This is a genomic window from Streptomyces sp. NPDC037401 (assembly GCF_055602345.1).
The window spans coordinates 163,195-179,594 of sequence record NZ_JBVJWO010000010.1 but is presented as its reverse complement, the minus strand read 5'-3'; the positions used below and the strand labels follow the sequence as shown (position 1 = coordinate 179,594).

At 71.7% G+C, this 16,400-nt stretch carries 16 protein-coding genes and 1 riboswitch; of the genes, 6 read left to right on the top strand and 10 right to left on the bottom strand.

What is annotated here, in order from left to right:
• The first annotated feature begins 124 nt into the window (after positions 1 to 124).
• Entirely contained in the window at positions 125 to 2,278 is a 2,154-nt protein-coding gene (locus tag ACZ7H1_RS13150) for a carbon starvation CstA family protein (RefSeq protein WP_470786220.1), read from the top strand.
• Entirely contained in the window at positions 2,275 to 2,469 is a 195-nt protein-coding gene (locus ACZ7H1_RS13145) for a YbdD/YjiX family protein (protein WP_470786219.1), read from the top strand. The genes ACZ7H1_RS13150 and ACZ7H1_RS13145 overlap by 4 nt, the downstream gene beginning before the upstream one ends.
• Positions 2,470 to 2,526: 57 nt before the next feature.
• Here the strand turns inward: ACZ7H1_RS13145 and ACZ7H1_RS13140 are convergent, their stop codons facing one another.
• Entirely contained in the window at positions 2,527 to 3,111 is a 585-nt protein-coding gene (locus ACZ7H1_RS13140) for a Uma2 family endonuclease (protein WP_470786218.1), read from the bottom strand.
• 78 nt (positions 3,112 to 3,189) lie between these two features.
• Between ACZ7H1_RS13140 and ACZ7H1_RS13135 the strand changes: the two genes are divergently transcribed.
• The 3 genes from ACZ7H1_RS13135 to ACZ7H1_RS13125 all read left to right on the top strand — a co-directional run bounded on the left by ACZ7H1_RS13135 (position 3,190) and on the right by ACZ7H1_RS13125 (position 7,438).
• Positions 3,190 to 3,702, top strand: a complete 513-nt coding sequence (locus ACZ7H1_RS13135) for a GNAT family N-acetyltransferase (RefSeq protein WP_470786216.1) — start codon at positions 3,190 to 3,192, stop codon at positions 3,700 to 3,702.
• Between the two features lie 50 nt (positions 3,703 to 3,752).
• Positions 3,753 to 3,875: riboswitch (cobalamin riboswitch) on the top strand.
• A gap of 144 nt (positions 3,876 to 4,019) precedes the next feature.
• Positions 4,020 to 6,425, top strand: coding sequence for a ribonucleoside-diphosphate reductase subunit alpha (locus ACZ7H1_RS13130; protein WP_470786215.1), 2,406 nt, complete (start codon positions 4,020 to 4,022; stop codon positions 6,423 to 6,425).
• Positions 6,425 to 7,438, top strand: coding sequence for a ribonucleotide-diphosphate reductase subunit beta (locus ACZ7H1_RS13125; protein ID WP_470786213.1), 1,014 nt, complete (start codon positions 6,425 to 6,427; stop codon positions 7,436 to 7,438). The genes ACZ7H1_RS13130 and ACZ7H1_RS13125 overlap by 1 nt, the downstream gene beginning before the upstream one ends.
• On the opposite strand, the gene ACZ7H1_RS13120 is transcribed toward ACZ7H1_RS13125, so the two are convergent.
• Entirely contained in the window at positions 7,435 to 7,653 is a 219-nt protein-coding gene (locus ACZ7H1_RS13120) for a hypothetical protein (RefSeq protein WP_470786212.1), read from the bottom strand. The genes ACZ7H1_RS13125 and ACZ7H1_RS13120 overlap by 4 nt on opposite strands.
• A gap of 81 nt (positions 7,654 to 7,734) precedes the next feature.
• Here ACZ7H1_RS13120 and ACZ7H1_RS13115 point away from each other — a divergent pair, with 81 nt between their 5' ends.
• Entirely contained in the window at positions 7,735 to 8,715 is a 981-nt protein-coding gene (locus ACZ7H1_RS13115) for a helix-turn-helix domain-containing protein (RefSeq protein WP_470786210.1), read from the top strand.
• Positions 8,716 to 8,721: 6 nt separating this feature from the next.
• Here the strand turns inward: ACZ7H1_RS13115 and def are convergent, their stop codons facing one another.
• The 8 genes from def to ACZ7H1_RS13075 all read right to left on the bottom strand — a co-directional run bounded on the left by def (position 8,722) and on the right by ACZ7H1_RS13075 (position 16,369).
• Positions 8,722 to 9,360, bottom strand: coding sequence for a peptide deformylase (gene def, locus ACZ7H1_RS13110; protein ID WP_470786208.1), 639 nt, complete (start codon positions 9,358 to 9,360; stop codon positions 8,722 to 8,724).
• Between the two features lie 57 nt (positions 9,361 to 9,417).
• Positions 9,418 to 10,413 carry a tetratricopeptide repeat protein gene (locus ACZ7H1_RS13105; protein WP_470786207.1) on the bottom strand — a complete coding sequence of 332 codons (996 nt, stop codon included), beginning with the start codon at positions 10,411 to 10,413 and terminating at the stop codon, positions 9,418 to 9,420.
• A gap of 119 nt (positions 10,414 to 10,532) precedes the next feature.
• Positions 10,533 to 11,834, bottom strand: a complete 1,302-nt coding sequence (locus ACZ7H1_RS13100; RefSeq protein WP_470786206.1) for an HD-GYP domain-containing protein — start codon at positions 11,832 to 11,834, stop codon at positions 10,533 to 10,535.
• Positions 11,831 to 13,378, bottom strand: coding sequence for an HD-GYP domain-containing protein (locus tag ACZ7H1_RS13095; RefSeq protein WP_470786205.1), 1,548 nt, complete (start codon positions 13,376 to 13,378; stop codon positions 11,831 to 11,833). The genes ACZ7H1_RS13100 and ACZ7H1_RS13095 overlap by 4 nt, the downstream gene beginning before the upstream one ends.
• 208 nt (positions 13,379 to 13,586) lie before the next feature.
• Complete coding sequence (gene rsrA / locus ACZ7H1_RS13090; protein ID WP_470786203.1) at positions 13,587 to 13,889, bottom strand: mycothiol system anti-sigma-R factor; 303 nt, start codon at positions 13,887 to 13,889, stop codon at positions 13,587 to 13,589.
• On the bottom strand, positions 13,886 to 14,530 hold the full coding sequence (locus ACZ7H1_RS13085; RefSeq protein ID WP_470786316.1) for a sigma-70 family RNA polymerase sigma factor: 645 nt from the start codon (positions 14,528 to 14,530) through the stop codon (positions 13,886 to 13,888). Before ACZ7H1_RS13085 ends, rsrA begins: the two co-directional genes overlap by 4 nt.
• 272 nt (positions 14,531 to 14,802) lie before the next feature.
• Positions 14,803 to 15,441, bottom strand: coding sequence for an alpha/beta hydrolase family protein (locus ACZ7H1_RS13080; protein ID WP_470786202.1), 639 nt, complete (start codon positions 15,439 to 15,441; stop codon positions 14,803 to 14,805).
• A 112-nt stretch (positions 15,442 to 15,553) separates the two neighbouring features.
• Positions 15,554 to 16,369 carry an SOS response-associated peptidase gene (locus ACZ7H1_RS13075; RefSeq protein ID WP_470786201.1) on the bottom strand — a complete coding sequence of 272 codons (816 nt, stop codon included), beginning with the start codon at positions 16,367 to 16,369 and terminating at the stop codon, positions 15,554 to 15,556.
• Positions 16,370 to 16,400: the final 31 nt, after the last annotated feature.

Genomic DNA, 16,400 nt, shown 5'->3' with positions numbered 1-16,400 from the left:
CGCAGGTGATCAACGAGGGGACGAGGTCATGTCGGAACCAGGATCAACAGGCGCAGAAAGGGACATGGCGGGTTCGGCCGGTACGGCGGACTCGCCTTCCCCTTCCGGACAGCCGTCCGGGCGCATGACGCCCAAGTCGATCGCCGTGTGGTCGCTCGTGGCCCTGGCCGGCGCGATCGGCTGGAGCGTCCTGGCCCTCTCCCGCGGCGAGGAGATCTCCGCCGCGTGGATGCTGGCCGCCGCCCTGGGCTCGTACGCCATCGCGTACCGCTTCTACTCGCGCTTCATCGCCCACCGCGTCCTCAAGGTCGACAAGACCCGGGCCACCCCCGCCGAGCGTCTTGACAACGGTGTCGACTTCCACCCGACCGACCGCCGCGTGCTGTTCGGGCACCACTTCGCGGCCGTCGCGGGCGCCGGCCCGCTGGTCGGCCCGGTGCTCGCCGCGCAGATGGGCTACCTGCCCGGGACCATCTGGATCGTGGTCGGCGTGATCTTCGCCGGAGCCGTCCAGGACATGGTCACGCTGTTCTTCTCCACCCGGCGCGACGGCCGTTCGCTCGGCCAGATGGCCCGCGAGGAGATCGGCCCCTTCGGCGGCGCCGCAGCACTGGTGGCGGTCTTCGCCATCATGATCATCCTGCTGGCGGTGCTGGCGCTGATCATCGTCAACGCCCTCTCGCACTCCCCGTGGGGCGTCTTCTCCATCGGCATGACCATCCCGATCGCCCTGTTCATGGGCGTCTACCTGCGCATCCTGCGCCCGGGCCGGGTCACCGAGGTCTCGCTCATCGGCGTCGCGCTGCTGATGCTCGCCATCGTCGCGGGCGGCTGGGTCGCCGAGTCCTCGCTCGCGGACTTCTTCACGCTGGAGAAGGAGACCCTGGTCGTCTGGATGGTCGCGTACGGCTTCCTGGCCTCCGTGCTGCCGGTGTGGCTGCTGCTCGCGCCGCGCGACTACCTCTCCACCTTCATGAAGGTCGGCACGATCGCCCTGCTGGCGATCGGCGTGGTCGTCGCCCTGCCGATGCTCAAGATGCCGGCCGTCACGGACTTCGCGAGCCGCGGCGACGGGCCGGTCTTCGCCGGGTCGATGTTCCCCTTCGTCTTCATCACCATCGCGTGCGGCGCCCTCTCCGGCTTCCACGCCCTGGTCTCCTCGGGCACCACCCCGAAGATGATCCAGAAGGAGACGCAGGTCCGCATGATCGGCTACGGCGCGATGCTGACCGAGTCGTTCGTCGCCGTCATGGCGATGATCGCGGCCTGCATCATCGAGCCGGGTCTGTTCTTCGCTCTGAACTCCCCTCCGGGCGTCATCGGCACGACGGTGGAGAGCGCCTCGCAGGCCGTGGGCAACTTCGGCTTCACCATCTCCCCCGCCGAACTGGCCAAGGCCGCCTCGGACGTGGAAGAGGCCTCGCTGCTCTCCCGTACCGGCGGCGCGCCGACGTTCGCACTCGGAATGTCGGAGATCTTCTCGTCCGTGCTCGGCGGCGCCTCCATGAAGGCGTTCTGGTACCACTTCGCGATCATGTTCGAGGCCCTGTTCATCCTCACCACCCTGGACGCGGGCACCCGCGTGGGCCGCTTCATGCTCCAGGACACGCTGGGCAACGTCGCCAAGCCCTTCAAGCAGATCAGCTGGAAGCCGGGCGTGTGGATCACCAGCGCGCTGGTGGTCGGCGGCTGGGGCTACTTCCTGTGGGTCGGCGTGAAGGACCCGCTGGGCGGCATCAACCAGCTCTTCCCGCTGTTCGGCATCGCGAACCAGCTCCTCGCCGCGGTCGCCCTGGCGGTGTGCACCACCCTGCTGGTCAAGTCCGGCCGCCTCAAGTGGGCCTGGGTGACGGGCGTCCCGCTGGCCTGGGACGCGACCGTCACGCTGACCGCGAGCTGGCAGAAGGTCTTCTCGGAGGACCCCCGGGTGGGCTTCTTCGCCCAGCGGGACAAGTTCCAGGCGGGCATCGACGCCGACAAGGTGCTGCCGCCCGCCAAGACCATGGACGAGATGCACACCGTGGTCACCAACGCCACCGTCGACGGCTTCCTCTCGGCGCTCTTCGCCCTCCTGATCGTCGTCGTCCTCGTGGACGCCACCCGCGTCTGCATCAAGGCGGTCCGCCGCCCGGAGACTGTCGAGCTGCACGAGGTGCCGTACACCGAGTCGAAGATCGTCGCCCCCGCCGGGCTGATCCCGACCCCCGAGGAGAAGGCCGAACTCGCCGCGGCCGGTCTGGAGCCGGACGGCCGCGCCAAGGAGACCGTGTCCTCGTGACCGCCCGCGAGCTGCTCGCCAGGATCCGCTTCTACGTCCGGGAGTTCTCGGGCGAGGCGGCGTACGACCGGTACGTCGCCCACGCCCGCGGCCACGACCCGGACGCCGATGTACTGAGCCGCCGCGCCTTCGAGCGGGCCCGCACGGACGCCCGCGAGGCGGACCCGCGGGAGGGGTTCCGCTGCTGCTGAGGTCCGCAGAATGGTGAGCGCCCCGACGGTTGACGCCGTCGGGGCCCATTCTGCGGCTCAGCGCACCCAATCCTTCAGACGCTCGGTTTGAAGGATGATGCCAACGGGGTCGGGCAGCTTGACTTCCTTGCCGAAAGGAACCGTGGTTACGGTCTCGTACCGCTCGCCGTCCGGGTCGCTGTGGACGAGAAGCTGACACTTGAGCCGGTCGATGAGCAGGTAGACGGGGATGCCGGTTTCGGCGTAGGCACGGGGCCTTTCGATCCGGTCGCGCCGCTCGGTGTCGGAGTCCCACGAGGTCACCTCGACGGCCATGAGGATCGGGCGCGGATCCGCCCAGTCGCCCTGGCCGACGAACGCATCGTCGGGTGCCAGGACCCCGTCCGGGATGGCTCGGCCCTCTCGATACTGCTCCACCTTGATCCCCTGCCCCGGGTGCAGCCAGAGCTCGGGGTAGTGCTGGAGACAGATTCGTGCGAGCCACTGGATCATGCGTCCGTGGTCCCCGTCAGGCATAGCCTTGCTCCTCAGCACCCCACCGATGAACTCCAGTCGCATGCCCTCCAGCTCGCGCGCCGCTATGCGCGCCAGTTGCTCGAAATCCTCGGGCGACATGTGGGGCCGGTCAATCATCACGGTCATGCCTCGCTCGCCTTCCTCGACGGTGCTGTCTCCGACCATAGCGCCGCCCGCCGACGGCCGTCCTGCACACTCGACCGCATGGACATCGCGATCAGAGAGGCACGGCCCGGGGAGTACGCGGCCCTCGGGGAGATCACCGCGCAGGCCTACCTCGCCGACGGTCTGCTGGACGACAATCCGGACGGCTACTACCTCGGCGTGCTCCGGGACGTCGCCGCCCGCGCCGAGGACTCCGAGGTGCTGGTCGCCGTACGCGACGGCGAGGTGCTCGGCGGAGTGGCCTTCGCGCCGCCCGGGAGCCGGTACTGCGACATCGCCGGCCCCGGCGAGGCCGAGTTCCGGATGCTCGCCGTGTCCCGCGAGGCCCGTGGACAGGGCGTCGGCGAAGCCCTCGTCCGGGCCTGCATCGACCGGGCCCGGGCCATCGAAGGCGTACGCACCCTCGTGCTCTCGACGCAGCCCGCGATGCGCGGCGCGCACCGGATCTACGAGCGGCTGGGCTTCGTGCGGACGCCCGAGCGGGACTGGTCTCCGGTCCCGTCCGTCCCGCTGCTCACCTACGCAATGAAGCTGGGCGCACCCGAGCAGTAGTCGCCCGACACAACATCTAGGGGGTCCCACGCGAGGGTGCCCCCACATGTATGCTCGTCCTCGCTGTCGTCGCAGGGGAATCCGGTGCGAATCCGGAACTGTCCCGCAACGGTATGAAGTGCGCGCTTCGTGCACCTGCGAGTCCGAGGACCTGCCGACAGCGTGACCCGGCCGACCGGCCGGGCGACGACACGTCCGGGCCTCGCGGTTGGGCCGGTGGACGCCATGCGGTGGGGACGCGTCTCCTGCCATGCCCGCATGCGCTCCCCCGGCCCCGCTCCGAAGCGACCGGAGCCGAGCGAGGGAGAGCCCCCCACGTGACCATCGCGCCTGCCGCACTGCGCGCCGAGTCCGACCAGCCCCAGACTCCGACCGAGCCCGGGGGGCCCGGAGCCGCGCTGCTGCGCACCCTCACCGACCTCACCGCCGACCTGCCCGACACCGACCCGGGCCGGGTCGCCGCCGCCGCCCTGCGCGGCCGGAGCGCCGTCGCGGACGAGGCCGAACTGCGGGGGCTGGCCACCGAGGCGGCCGCGGGGCTCATCTCCGAGGACCCGGCGTACTCGAAGCTCGCCGCCCGGCTGCTGACGCTCGCCATCGCGGACGAGGCGGCCGGCCAGGGCGCGACCTCCTTCTCGGCCTCCGTCGAGGTGGGCCACCGCGAGGGCCTGATCGCGGACCGCACCGCGGAGTTCGTGCGCACGCACGCCACCCGGCTGGACTCCCTGGTCGAGCACTCGCTGGGCGAGGGCGCCGACGACCGCTTCGGCTTCTTCGGCCTGCGCACCCTGCACAGCCGCTACCTGCTGCGCCACCCGATCACCCGCCAGGTCGTCGAGACCCCGCAGCACTTCATGCTGCGCGTGGCCTGCGGTCTCGCGGAGGACGACAGCCTGCGCGCGGTGGAGGAAGTCGCCTCGCTGTACCGGCTGATGAGCCGCCTGGACTACCTGCCCTCCTCCCCCACGCTCTTCAACTCGGGCACCCGGCACCCGCAGATGTCCTCCTGCTACCTGCTGGACTCGCCGCTGGACGAGCTCGACTCGATCTACGACCGCTACCACCAGGTCGCGCGGCTGTCCAAGCACGCGGGCGGCATCGGCCTCTCGTACTCCCGCATCCGCGCCCGCGGTTCGCTGATCCGCGGCACCAACGGCCACTCCAACGGCATCGTGCCGTTCCTGAAGACCCTCGACGCCTCCGTCGCCGCCGTGAACCAGGGCGGCCGCCGCAAGGGCGCCGCCGCGGTCTACCTGGAGACCTGGCACGCGGACATCGAGGAGTTCCTGGAGCTCCGCGACAACACCGGCGAGGACCAGCGCCGTACGCACAACCTGAACCTCGCGCACTGGATCCCGGACGAGTTCATGCGCCGCGTGAACGCCGACGCCGACTGGTCGCTGTTCTCCCCGGCCGACGTGCCCGAGCTGGTCGACCTGTACGGCGACGAGTTCGACGCCGCGTACCTGAGGGCCGAGGCGGCCGGGCTGGCCAAGAAGACCATGCCGGCCCGCGACCTGTACGGCCGGATGATGCGCACCCTCGCGCAGACCGGCCAGGGCTGGATGACGTTCAAGGACGCCTCCAACCGGACCGCGAACCAGACCGCGCTGCCCGGCTCGGTGGTCCACTCCTCGAACCTGTGCACCGAGATCATCGAGGTCACCAACGACGGCGAGACCGCGGTCTGCAACCTGGGCTCGGTCAACCTGGGCGCCTTCGTGCTGACCGACACGGGCGAGATGGACTGGGAGCGGCTGGACGAGACCGTCCGCACCGCCGTGACCTTCCTCGACCGGGTGGTCGACATCAACTTCTACCCGACCGAGCAGGCCGGCCGGTCCAACGCCCGCTGGCGTCCGGTGGGCCTGGGCGCCATGGGCCTCCAGGACGTGTTCTTCAAGCTGCGGCTGCCGTTCGACTCGGCCGAGGCCAAGGCGCTCTCCACGAAGATCGCCGAGCGGATCATGCTGGCCGCGTACGAGGCCTCCTGCGACCTCGCCGAGCGCAGCGGCCCGCTGCCGGCGTGGGCCGAGACCCGCACCGCGCAGGGCGTCCTGCACCCCGACCACTACGACGTGACGCACCACTGGCCGGAGCGCTGGGACGCGCTGCGCGCCCGGGTCGCCGAGACCGGCATGCGCAACTCGCTGCTGCTGGCCATCGCGCCGACCGCGACGATCGCCTCGATCGCGGGCGTGTACGAGTGCATCGAGCCCCAGGTCTCCAACCTCTTCAAGCGCGAGACGCTGAGCGGCGAGTTCCTCCAGGTCAACGGCTACCTGGTCGAGGAGCTGAAGAAGCTGGGCGTCTGGGACGCGCAGACCCGCGAGGCGCTGCGCGACTCCAGCGGCTCGGTGCAGGGCTTCGGCTGGATTCCGCAGGAGGTCCGCGACCTGTACCGCACGGCCTGGGAGATCCCGCAGCGCGGCCTGATCGACATGGCGGCGGCCCGTACGCCCTTCCTGGACCAGAGCCAGTCGCTGAACCTCTTCCTGGAGACGCCGACCATCGGGAAGCTCAGCTCGATGTACGCGTACGCCTGGAAGCAGGGTCTGAAGACCACGTACTACCTGCGCTCGCGCCCGGCGACGAAGATCGCCCGTGCCGCGTCCGGCTCGGCCGCCGTCCCGGCCTCGGCCACCCCCCTCCCGCAGGCCGTCGACGCCGATGCGCTGGCCTGCTCCCTTGAGAACCCCGAGTCCTGCGAGGCCTGCCAGTAATGTCCGCCGAGAACAAGAACCTGCTCGACCCCGGGTTCGAGCTGACGCTCCGCCCGATGCGCTACCCGGACTTCTACGAGCGCTACCGGGACGCGATCAAGAACACGTGGACGGTGGAGGAGGTCGACCTCCACTCGGACGTCGCCGACCTCGCCAAGCTGACGCCGGCCGAGCAGCACATGATCGGCCGCCTGGTGGCGTTCTTCGCGACGGGCGACTCGATCGTCTCGAACAACCTGGTCCTGACGCTCTACAAGCACATCAACTCCCCGGAGGCGCGCCTGTACCTGTCGCGCCAGCTGTTCGAGGAGGCCGTGCACGTCCAGTTCTACCTGACGCTGCTCGACACCTACCTGCCCGACCCGGACGACCGGGCGGCGGCGTTCGACGCGGTCGAGGAGATCCCCTCGATCCGCGAGAAGGCGCAGTTCTGCTTCAAGTGGATGGACTCGGTCGAGAAGATCGAGCGGCTGGAGACGCAGGCCGACCGCCGTCGCTTCCTGCTGAACCTGATCTGCTTCGCCGCGTGCATCGAGGGCCTGTTCTTCTACGGTGCCTTCGCGTACGTGTACTGGTTCCGCAGCCGCGGTCTGCTGCACGGCCTGGCGACCGGCACCAACTGGGTGTTCCGCGACGAGACCATGCACATGAACTTCGCCTTCGAGGTCGTGGACACGGTCCGCAAGGAGGAGCCTGAGCTCTTCGACGACGCGCTCCAGCAGCAGGTCACCGACATGCTGAAGGAGGCCGTCGAGGCCGAGCTGCAGTTCGGCCGCGACCTGTGCGGCGAGGGCCTGCCGGGCATGAACACCGAGTCGATGCGCGAGTACCTGGAGTGCGTCGCGGACCAGCGTCTGGTGCGCCTCGGCTTCCCGGCGGTCTACGGCTCGCAGAACCCCTTCTCCTTCATGGAGCTCCAGGGCGTCCAGGAGCTGACGAACTTCTTCGAGCGCCGTCCGTCGGCCTACCAGGTCGCGGTCGAGGGCACGGTGGACCTCGACGAGGACTTCTAGCCGCGCAGGCGGTGTGACAGCGTCCCCATCCCCGGGCGGATCCGGAGGTGGGGACGCTGTGCTGTGTGCGGCGCGCGGCGGGGAAGCCGCGGCCCCTGCCGGACCGCGCGCAGTTGCCGGTCGATCCGGCCGTCCCGGAGGGCGCCGTACAGGGCGGGCCCGAGGACCAGGGCGGCGACGAGGAGGACGGTGAGGTAGCTCAGGAACGTGTTCATGCCTCCACTGTCGTCCGGCCGGGAGAAATCGGGCAGTGGCAGGACTGTCATGAAACAACGAATTACTGCCACACTGGAGTCATGCTGACCAATGTGGCCGTGGCCGTCGTCGACGGCGTCGCCCCCTTCGAGCTGGGGATCTTCTGCGAGGTCTTCGGGATCGACCGCAGCGAGATGGGCCTGCCGGTGTACGACTTCGCCGTGTGCGCGGCCGAGCCGGGGCCGGATGCGCTCACCGTCGGTGACGGCTCCTTCCGGATGCTCGCCCCGCACGGCCTGGAGCGGCTGGCCGCCGCGGACCTCGTCTGTCTGCCCGCCGACCGGCAGGCGCCCGTGCGGGAGTACCCCGAACCGCTGCTGGAGGCGGTCCGCGCGGCCGTCGCCCGCGGCGCCCGCGTCCTGAGCGTGTGCAGCGGCGCCTTCATCCTGGGCGCGGCCGGGCTGCTGGACGGACGCCGCTGTACGACGCACTGGATGCACGCGCCGGCCCTGGCCCGGCGCTATCCCCGGGCCCTGGTGGACCCGGACGTGCTGTACGTGGACGAGGGCCCGGTGATCACCGCCGCGGGCACCGCGTCCGGGATCGACGCCTGCCTGCACGTCGTCCGGCAGGAACACGGCGCCGAGGTGGCCAACCTGATCGCGCGCCGGATGGTCGTACCGCCCCACCGTGACGGCGGCCAGGCCCAGTTCATCCAGCGCCCGCTGCCGCGCACCGCGTGCGACACGGTGGGCGAGGTGCTCGGCTGGATGGCCCGGCACCTGGAGGACGAGATCACCGTGGAGCAGCTGGCGGACCGGGCCCACATGTCGCCGCGCACCTTCGCCCGCCGCTTCCTCCAGGAGACGGGCACGACGCCGTACCGCTGGCTGCTGCGCCAGCGGGTGCTGTTCGCGCAGGAGTTGCTGGAGGCGACGGACGACACGGTCGACGCGATCGCGGGGCGCTGCGGCTTCGGCAACGCCGCCGCGCTGCGCCACCACTTCCTGCGGACGCTCGGCACGACGCCGAACGCCTTCCGCCGCGCCTTCCGCGGCCCGCAGGCCGCGGAGGCGGCGTAGGGCCCGTCAGGCGTTGGGGACGGTCTCGTAGCGCGGGGTGCCGTCTTCCATCTGACGCAGGGCGTCCTTGCGGTCCCGCTTCGAGAGGCGGTCGATGTACAGGTAGCCGTACAGGTGGTCCGTCTCGTGCTGGAGGCAGCGGGCGAAGTAGCCCGTGCCGCGCACCTTGATCGGATTGCCCTGCGCGTCCTGGCCGTGGACCTCGGCGTAGTCCGGGCGGGCCAGCGAGGCGTACGCCGTCGGGACCGACAGGCAGCCCTCGTTCGAGTCGTCCAGGACGCGGCGGTCGGCCGGCAGGTCCTGGAGGACCGGGTTGACCACGACACCGGTGTGGCGCAGGCCGTCGTCGTCCGGGCAGTCGTAGACGAAGACCTTGAGGTCCACGCCGATCTGGTTCGCGGCCAGGCCCACGCCCTCGGCGGCCTTCTGGCTGGCGAACATGTCGTCGATCAGCGCGGCGAGCTCGTCGCCGAACTCCGTGACGTCCTTGCACTCCTTGTGCAGGACCGGGTTGCCGACCACGGTGATCGGGCGGGCGGTGCCGCGCTCGCGGTAGGCGAGCTCGCGCGCCTCACAGTCCTCGGTGTCGACGACGTACCCGTCGTTGACCTCGTCGACCTGCTGCTCCGTCTCCTGCTGCGCCATGTCCGCCGTACGCCTTCCGTAAGTCTCCGGTGTGCCCGTACAGACTACGGGCAGCGCTCAGCAGACTTCCTCGAGATCCCGCCACTCACGGGTGTCCGGGCTGTCCGCGACCCAGCCGTCGAGCAGTCCGCGCACCAGGCCTGCCGGGGCCGCGATGCCGCACTCGCGCTCGGGCACCCACAGCGAGCCGGAGCCGGCCGTCCGGTGGCCCAGCGGGCCGGGGTGGCCGGGCTCGCTGTGGTCGTGCGGGTCGAGGTGTTCACCGTCGCCCTCGCCGCTGGGCATCGCGCTCTCCGAGCAGGTCCGGCAGAGCAGGCGCACCGAGGACGACCAGTCCTCGGCCGCGAAGCCGGCGTCGGAGGCGAGCTGCTCCAGCGCGTCCCGGTCCGCCTCGGTCGCCGCCTCTAGCAGCACCACCCAGGTCGGCACGGGCGAGGGCGCCCACAGCTCGATCTCGTCGAAGACGGGATACGAGGGACCTGCCGCGGTGACCCGCTCGCCGTGCGGCACCCCGTCGTGCAGGACCACCTCGCCCCAGCGCCGCCCCGAGGACGGCAGCGGGATCGAGAGGACCTCCATCCGGGCCGGATCGAGCCTGCGGCCCCACACGACCTCGGCCTCGCCCTCGGGCGACAGCCGGACCGCCGCGCTGCCCAGCTCCATGCCCACCGGCTCCCCGGTGGAGACCCCGCCGCGGGGGTCGCCGGGCACCTTCAGCCCGTACGCCTGCCAGGCCCGGCGCGCCAGCGGCCAGTCCTGGAGGGCGGTGGCCGCGATGCCGACGTTCCACCAGTCGGGTGCCCCGGTCTCCCGGTCGAGCAGGGCCACGGCCCGCAGCCCGGCCGCCCGCGCCTGCTCCCAGTCGTGCCGGAACTTGTGCAGCAGGGCCAGGTTGAACCAGGACTCCGACAGCCACGGCTCCAGGTCCGCGGCGCGGGTCAGCAGCGCTCCCGCGTCCTCGTACCGGCCGTCGCCGATCAGCGTGAACGCGCGGTCGGTGGCCTGCCGCCACGAGGCGGAGGGCCGATGCCGTACCTTCCCGAAGATCCTCACGATTCCCGCCTGCCTGGGGGCACCTCCCAGCGGTAGCTGGGGGACTCGGTGCAGCCTTGCGGACACTCTCACTTCGCATCCAACCATGCCCACTCGGACGGCCGCTCATTACCCATGGGTTACCCCGGTGCAGAGGGGCCGACTCCGGCACGTCCGGAGCCCTGGGGACCGCCCCTCTGCAACACCCGTGCGAGGGCCTCGACGACCTCCGGCTGGTAGTCGTGCCCGGTGCCCAGCCGCAGCTGTTCCAGGGCCGCCAGCGAGCCGCCCGGGTGCCGCGCCCCGCCCGCCAGGTCGTCGTAGGCGTTCACGGCCCTCACGATCCGGGCGGCCACCGGCTGCTCCCGGTACGGATCGGCCTGCCGTTCCACCACGACGGCCACCTCCCCCGCCACACCGGTCTGGCGGGCCACCTCGCCGCCCAGCTCCGCGATCCGGCGGCGCTCGGCGGCCGGCAGCGGGGCGGTGGCCCCGGCCGGCACCGGGTCCACCAGGGAGAGCTGCCCGATGTCGTGCATGAGGGCCGCGTACTCCAGCACGGTCAGCTCGCGCTCGGACAGCCCGAGCTCCCGGCCGACCGCGCAGCTCAGGGCCGCCACCCGGCGGGCGTGGCCCTGCCGGGTGTAGCCGGCGATCTCGGTGGCACGGGCCAGCGAGGTGATCGTCTGCCGGTAGGTGGTGCGGATCGCGGAGATCCGCCGGAAGGACATCTGCGTGAGCACCAGCGGGACGCTGAACACCGGCAGCGCCCACAGTCCGGCGCCCGCCACCCCGAGGGCCATCACCACGCCGGTCGCGCAGATCGCCGAGCCGATCCCGGCCAGCGCCCGCAGTTCGTCCCGGAGCAGCGGCCCGTACGGCCAACCGGTACGCGCGGTCGCCAGGGCGGCGGCGAGGACGGCGTCGCACAGGGCGGTCAGGCCGAGCACGCCCAGCAGGAAGAGCACCAGCAGCGGGCCCTGGCCGAACCACTCGGTGACCTTGCCGGCGTTGTACAGCGGCTGGAAGCAGACGGCGGCGAAGGTGACGGTGAGCACCCGGCGGGCCACGTGGTCGAGCGCGGGGCCGCGGCCCAGGGCCACGTGCGGGACCACCCCGACGAGGGCGGCCGCGACGACGACGGCGACGATCTGCAGCACGCCGTGGTGGGTCTGCTCGCCGGCGTTCTGCCCGAGGAGGGCGTACGCGAGGGCGCCGGCCGAGCCGAGCGGGGCGGGCTGGCGGTCGGGGGCCCGCTGGAAGGGCGGCCGGCCGGCCCGGTCCCGGGTGTCCCGGCGGGCCAGTTCACCGACGGTGATCAGGATGCCGAAGACGAGGGCGATGGCGGGTTCGACGACGCCGTTCCACAGGGTGTGCCCGAGCCCGGCCGCGGTGAGCACGCCGGCCGCCGTGCGCACGGCCCACACGGTGGCGGTGCTCACCGGCTGCTCCCGGCGTCCGCGGGTCCGGGCGGGGGCGGCCCGGTGTGCCGCGCGGCTCCCTCGGCCCTGCCCGCGGAGCGGGTCCCCGCCTCGCCTCCCTGCGCCGGCAGGCCGGGCAGGGTGACCGCCCCGGCTGCCGTACGCCGCCCGCCGACGGGGGCCAGGCCGGCCGGCGTCTCCTCCGCGGGCGGGCCCGGGGCGGGCCGGGCGGACTGCGGCACGGCGGGGATCACCTGCACGTCGGCGTCGGCCGTCACCACCGGATGCCAGCCCTGCCGGGCCACCGCGCGGTTCAGGGCCCCGACCATCGCGGGGTCGAACTGCGCCCCGGCACAGCGCTCCAGCTCGGCCATGGCCACCTCCACCGGGCGGGCCCTGCTGTACGAGCGGGTGGAGGTCATCGCGTCGAAGGCGTCGGCGACGGCCACCACCCGGGCCAGCACCGGGATCTGGTCGCCGGTCAGGCCGTACGGGTAGCCGGACCCGTCGACGCGTTCGTGGTGATGGAGGATCGCCGCCCGCGCCTCGCCGAGGAAGCCGATCCCCCGGACCATCTCGTGCCCGTACTCCGGGTGCAGCTCGATGATCCGGCGCTCCTCGGGGGTCAGCGGGCCGTCCTTGCGCAGCAGCCGGGTCGGGACGCCCAGCTTCCCGACGTCGTGCAGGATCCCGGCGATGCGGACGACCTCCGTGCGCTCCTCCGGCATGCCCAGCTCGCGGGCGATCATCGCGGAGGCCTGGCCGACGCGTTCGCTGTGGCCGCGGGTGTAGCGGTCCTTGATGTCGACGGCCTGCACGAGGGTGCGGATCGTGGCCTGGTGGGCCGCGCGCTCGCGGTGGTACTGGGCGAAGACCCAGCAGGAGATGTACATGGGGAGCAGGACCAGCAGGGCGGCGGCGGGCCCGTAGGGGCTGAGCCACATGACCGCCATCATCAGCCCCGCCAGCCCGTGCACCGTGTGCGGGGCGAGCGGCCCCACCGACGACACGAGCACGCCCTGCCAGGCAGTACGGGCGGGCAGCCGCTCGGCGACCGCGAGGACACCGCCGTCGAGCGCGGTCAGCACCAGGCCGAAGACGACGGCCGCCGCTGCCGCCGGCAGCATGACGTACGGGAAGTCGGGCACCCAGCCGGGGCCCTCGCCCCCGAGTGCGGCAGGGCCGCGGAGCAGACGGTAGGTCTGCCCCGCGGCCCATGCTGCGATCGACTGCTGCGCGCCGTGCCACACCCGGCGGACCCACGCGGGCCGTTGGGCGACCCGGCCGATCATCGCCCCGGGCGCCGCGACGAGCGCGGCGGCCGCGGGCGGCAGCAGGAAGACGGCCGCCAGCAGGACCGGGAAGAACGCGCCTATGCCCTCGGGGACCCGGCTGCCGAGGACCGGGCACACCTTGACCAGTTCGAGGGCCGAATAGAGCGCGGCGAGCAGTGCGACGGTCACCCACGGAGTGCCGCGGTCGGTCAGTGCGGGAACGGCGCAGAGAATGGCGCCGAGAACGGCGCACGCGATATAGACACGCGCCCCCGGCGGAAGCACCCGCATGGCGCTCTCCTCCCCCGTGTGCCCAGGCAAGTCGGGTACCGAATGAAATCAGCACCGACTGGGGAGAATATGTGGGGCCCCGACGCCGACGGGCGGCATTTTCGTATTGCGCCGTCCGGGCGCCCCCGGATTAGCACCTTCGAGTGAACGAAGTACTGGCGTTCCAGGGGCGGTTCACCGTTTGTGCTGGGCAGCCCGCGGGGCCGCCTCAGGTCGTGGCGGGACCGGCCGTGATGTCCTGGTCGGGCACGGCCTGGCCCGAGCGGATCAGCTCGATCCGCCCCATGACCTTGGAGCGCAGGTCGCTCGGCACGTCGTCCGAGCCGCAGCAGCGCTTGACCAGCTTCTTCACCGCCTGCTCGAGTCCGTACTTCTCCAGGCAGGGGTTGCACTCGCCGAAGTGCGTCTCGAACTTCGTGCAGTCGGTGTCCGGCATCTCGTGGTCAAGGAACTCGTAAAGGTGGTCCAGGACCTCAGAGCAGTCCGTCTCGTGCGGCTCTCCGCAGCTCATGAGCCCGAGCCTTTCAGATCGTTCGACTCTCCCGCGCCGGCGGGGACCAGCCCGCGGTCACGGGCGTAGTCCTCCAGCATTCCGCGCAGTTGACGGCGGCCACGGTGCAGTCGCGACATGACCGTACCGATGGGTGTACCCATGATGTCCGCGATCTCCTTGTACGCAAAGCCCTCGACATCCGCCAGATAGACCGCGATGCGGAACTCCTCGGGAATGGCCTGAAGGGCTTCCTTCACGTCCGAATCGGGCAAGTGGTCGAGCGCCTGCGATTCGGCGGACCGAAGACCGGTCGACATGTGCGACTCGGCGCGCGCCAGCTGCCAGTCCTCGATCTCCTCGGCCGCACTGCGCTGGGGCTCGCGCTGCTTCTTGCGGTAGGAGTTGATGAAGGTGTTGGTCAGAATGCGGTACAGCCACGCCTTGAGGTTGGTCCCCTCGCGGAACTGGTGGAAGGACGCGTACGCCTTCGCATACGTCTCCTGCACGAGGTCCTCGGCATCGGCCGGATTGCGCGTCATGCGCAGCGCGGCCGAGTACATCTGGTCGAGGTAGCCGAGGGCGTCCCGTTCGAAGCGCTGGTTGCGCTCCTCGGTCGTCTCCTCCGCGCGGACGTCGTCGGTCCCGGTAACAGGACCCACCTCCTCCAACACCGTGGCGGACCCGAAGGCGGACCCGCTCGAATCGGAGAATACGCGACCATCCCGCCCATCCGCCGCCTGAATATGGGCGGGCTTGGGCGCCGCGATGACCGTCCAGTCCAGGTCAGCGGCCTGCGGACGGTTGGGGCAGATGGTCGAGCCCATGCGGTGCCTCGTCTCCTCGGGCTGTGCTGTACGTACCGACACCTCGCTCAACCAACGGCCTCCGCAGCACATTCCCGTGGCGTGCGCCACTCCGGGACTCCGGCCGCCTATACGAGGCGGTCCAGCCAGTCGCCCACAGCCGCGGCGATCACCCCGAGGGCCGCCTCCTGGGTGATCTCCGCCTTCTTGGGCACCGCGAAGCCGTGGTCGGCGCCCGGGACCTCGACGAGCTCGTGCGGTCCGTCGGGGAACTCCCCGGGCCGCCCGAAGGGGTCGCGGCCGCCCTGGACGACGAGGACCGGCAGGCCGGTGCCCGTCAGTTCGTGCGCCCGCGAGCTCTCCGGCTTGCCGGGCGGGTGCAGCGGGAAGCCCAGTGCCAGCACGGCGGCGGCGCCCAGCTCGCGGCCGGTGCGGCAGGCCACGCGGGCGCCCGCGCTGCGCCCTCCGGCGATCACCGGCAGGCCGGGCTTGGCCAGGGCGGGCCACACGGCGCGCCAGCCCTCGTCCAGCACCTTGGGGGCGGCGGCGACCTTCTTCCCGGCGACCCGCCAGGGCTGCTCCACCAGGGCCACGGTGATCCCGCGGACGGGCAGCGCGGCGGCGAGCGCCTGGAGGTCCCTGGCCTCGATCCCGCCGCCGGCGCCGTGGCCGAGGGCGAGCACGGCGCGGGGCTCGGGCGTGCGCCGCCTGATCCAGGTGATGCGGGCCTCGCCCGCCGGGGTGTCGACCGTCTCGGTACGCGTCATGTCCCCATCCTGCCGGGCAGTCTCCGCGGGAAAGCGGAACCGCGGCGGGCGGACCGGGCAGGCCGCACAGACCGGCGGACGAGCGGACGGCGGACCGGCGACCGGCGGACCGTCAGAACAGCGTGCCGGCCTCCGGGGCCTCCAGCTCCTCCAGGAGCTCGGGCCCGTTGTTGCGCACGTTGCTCACGGCCGTGGACACCGCGTGGGCGCGCATCAGCCCGGCCGGCGGCGGCTCCAGCAGCTTCCGCAGCTCCTCCTCGTCGGTGCGCGCCGGGTCCAGCCAGGCGTCCCAGCGGTCCGGGGTGAGCATCAGCGGCATCCGGGGGTGGATGTCGGCGAGGGAGCGGGGGCCTTCGGCGGGGGCCACGCCCAGCGGGGTGGCCTCGGCCTCGGCCGTGATCACCGAGCAGGTCGCCCACCAGGCCTGCGGGTGGTCGTCGGGCAGTGTCCGGTCGCGCCAGAACTCGTACAGGCCTGCCATCGCGAAGACCGAGCCGTCGGCGGGGAGGACGAAGTACGGCTGCTTGCGGGGCCGCTTGCGCCTGCCCTCGACCTCCAGCTGCCGTTCCTCGGCCGCGGTGACCCACTCGTAGTAGCCGTCGCCGGGGATGATGCAGCGCTGCCGGGCGAAGGGTCGGCGGAAGGACGGCTTCTCGTGCAGGGTCTCGCAGCGGGCGTTGATCATCCGGGCGGCGCCGTCGGGGTTCTTCGCCCACGACGGGACGAGCCCCCACTTCAGGACGCGCAGCTGGCGAACCGGACGCGGGTCCGGCGCGTCCTTCAGAGGACGGTCGAGTACGACGTAGACCTCTTTGGTCGGCGCCACGTTCCAGTCGGGGGCGAGGGTCTCCCCGGGCTCCCACTTCTCGACGCCGAAGACCTCCGCCAGGTCCTCGGGCCCTCGGCTCGATGCATACCGTCCGCACATGGCTGCCACACTGCCATGGCATCCGCCCCCC

What these genes read in the sequence shown, in the direction of transcription:
- ACZ7H1_RS13150 (WP_470786220.1), top strand. Translation starts at nt 125, where the DNA reads ATGACGCCCAAGTCGATCGCCGTGTGGTCGCTCGTGGCCCTGGCCGGC.
- ACZ7H1_RS13140 (WP_470786218.1), bottom strand. Translation starts at nt 3,111, where the DNA reads ATGACCGTGATGATTGACCGGCCCCACATGTCGCCCGAGGATTTCGAG.
- ACZ7H1_RS13135 (WP_470786216.1), top strand. Translation starts at nt 3,190, where the DNA reads ATGGACATCGCGATCAGAGAGGCACGGCCCGGGGAGTACGCGGCCCTC.
- ACZ7H1_RS13125 (WP_470786213.1), top strand. Translation starts at nt 6,425, where the DNA reads ATGTCCGCCGAGAACAAGAACCTGCTCGACCCCGGGTTCGAGCTGACG.
- ACZ7H1_RS13120 (WP_470786212.1), bottom strand. Translation starts at nt 7,653, where the DNA reads ATGAACACGTTCCTGAGCTACCTCACCGTCCTCCTCGTCGCCGCCCTG.
- ACZ7H1_RS13115 (WP_470786210.1), top strand. Translation starts at nt 7,735, where the DNA reads ATGCTGACCAATGTGGCCGTGGCCGTCGTCGACGGCGTCGCCCCCTTC.
- def (WP_470786208.1), bottom strand. Translation starts at nt 9,360, where the DNA reads ATGGCGCAGCAGGAGACGGAGCAGCAGGTCGACGAGGTCAACGACGGG.
- ACZ7H1_RS13095 (WP_470786205.1), bottom strand. Translation starts at nt 13,378, where the DNA reads ATGCGGGTGCTTCCGCCGGGGGCGCGTGTCTATATCGCGTGCGCCGTT.
- rsrA (WP_470786203.1), bottom strand. Translation starts at nt 13,889, where the DNA reads ATGAGCTGCGGAGAGCCGCACGAGACGGACTGCTCTGAGGTCCTGGAC.
- ACZ7H1_RS13080 (WP_470786202.1), bottom strand. Translation starts at nt 15,441, where the DNA reads ATGACGCGTACCGAGACGGTCGACACCCCGGCGGGCGAGGCCCGCATC.
- ACZ7H1_RS13075 (WP_470786201.1), bottom strand. Translation starts at nt 16,369, where the DNA reads ATGTGCGGACGGTATGCATCGAGCCGAGGGCCCGAGGACCTGGCGGAG.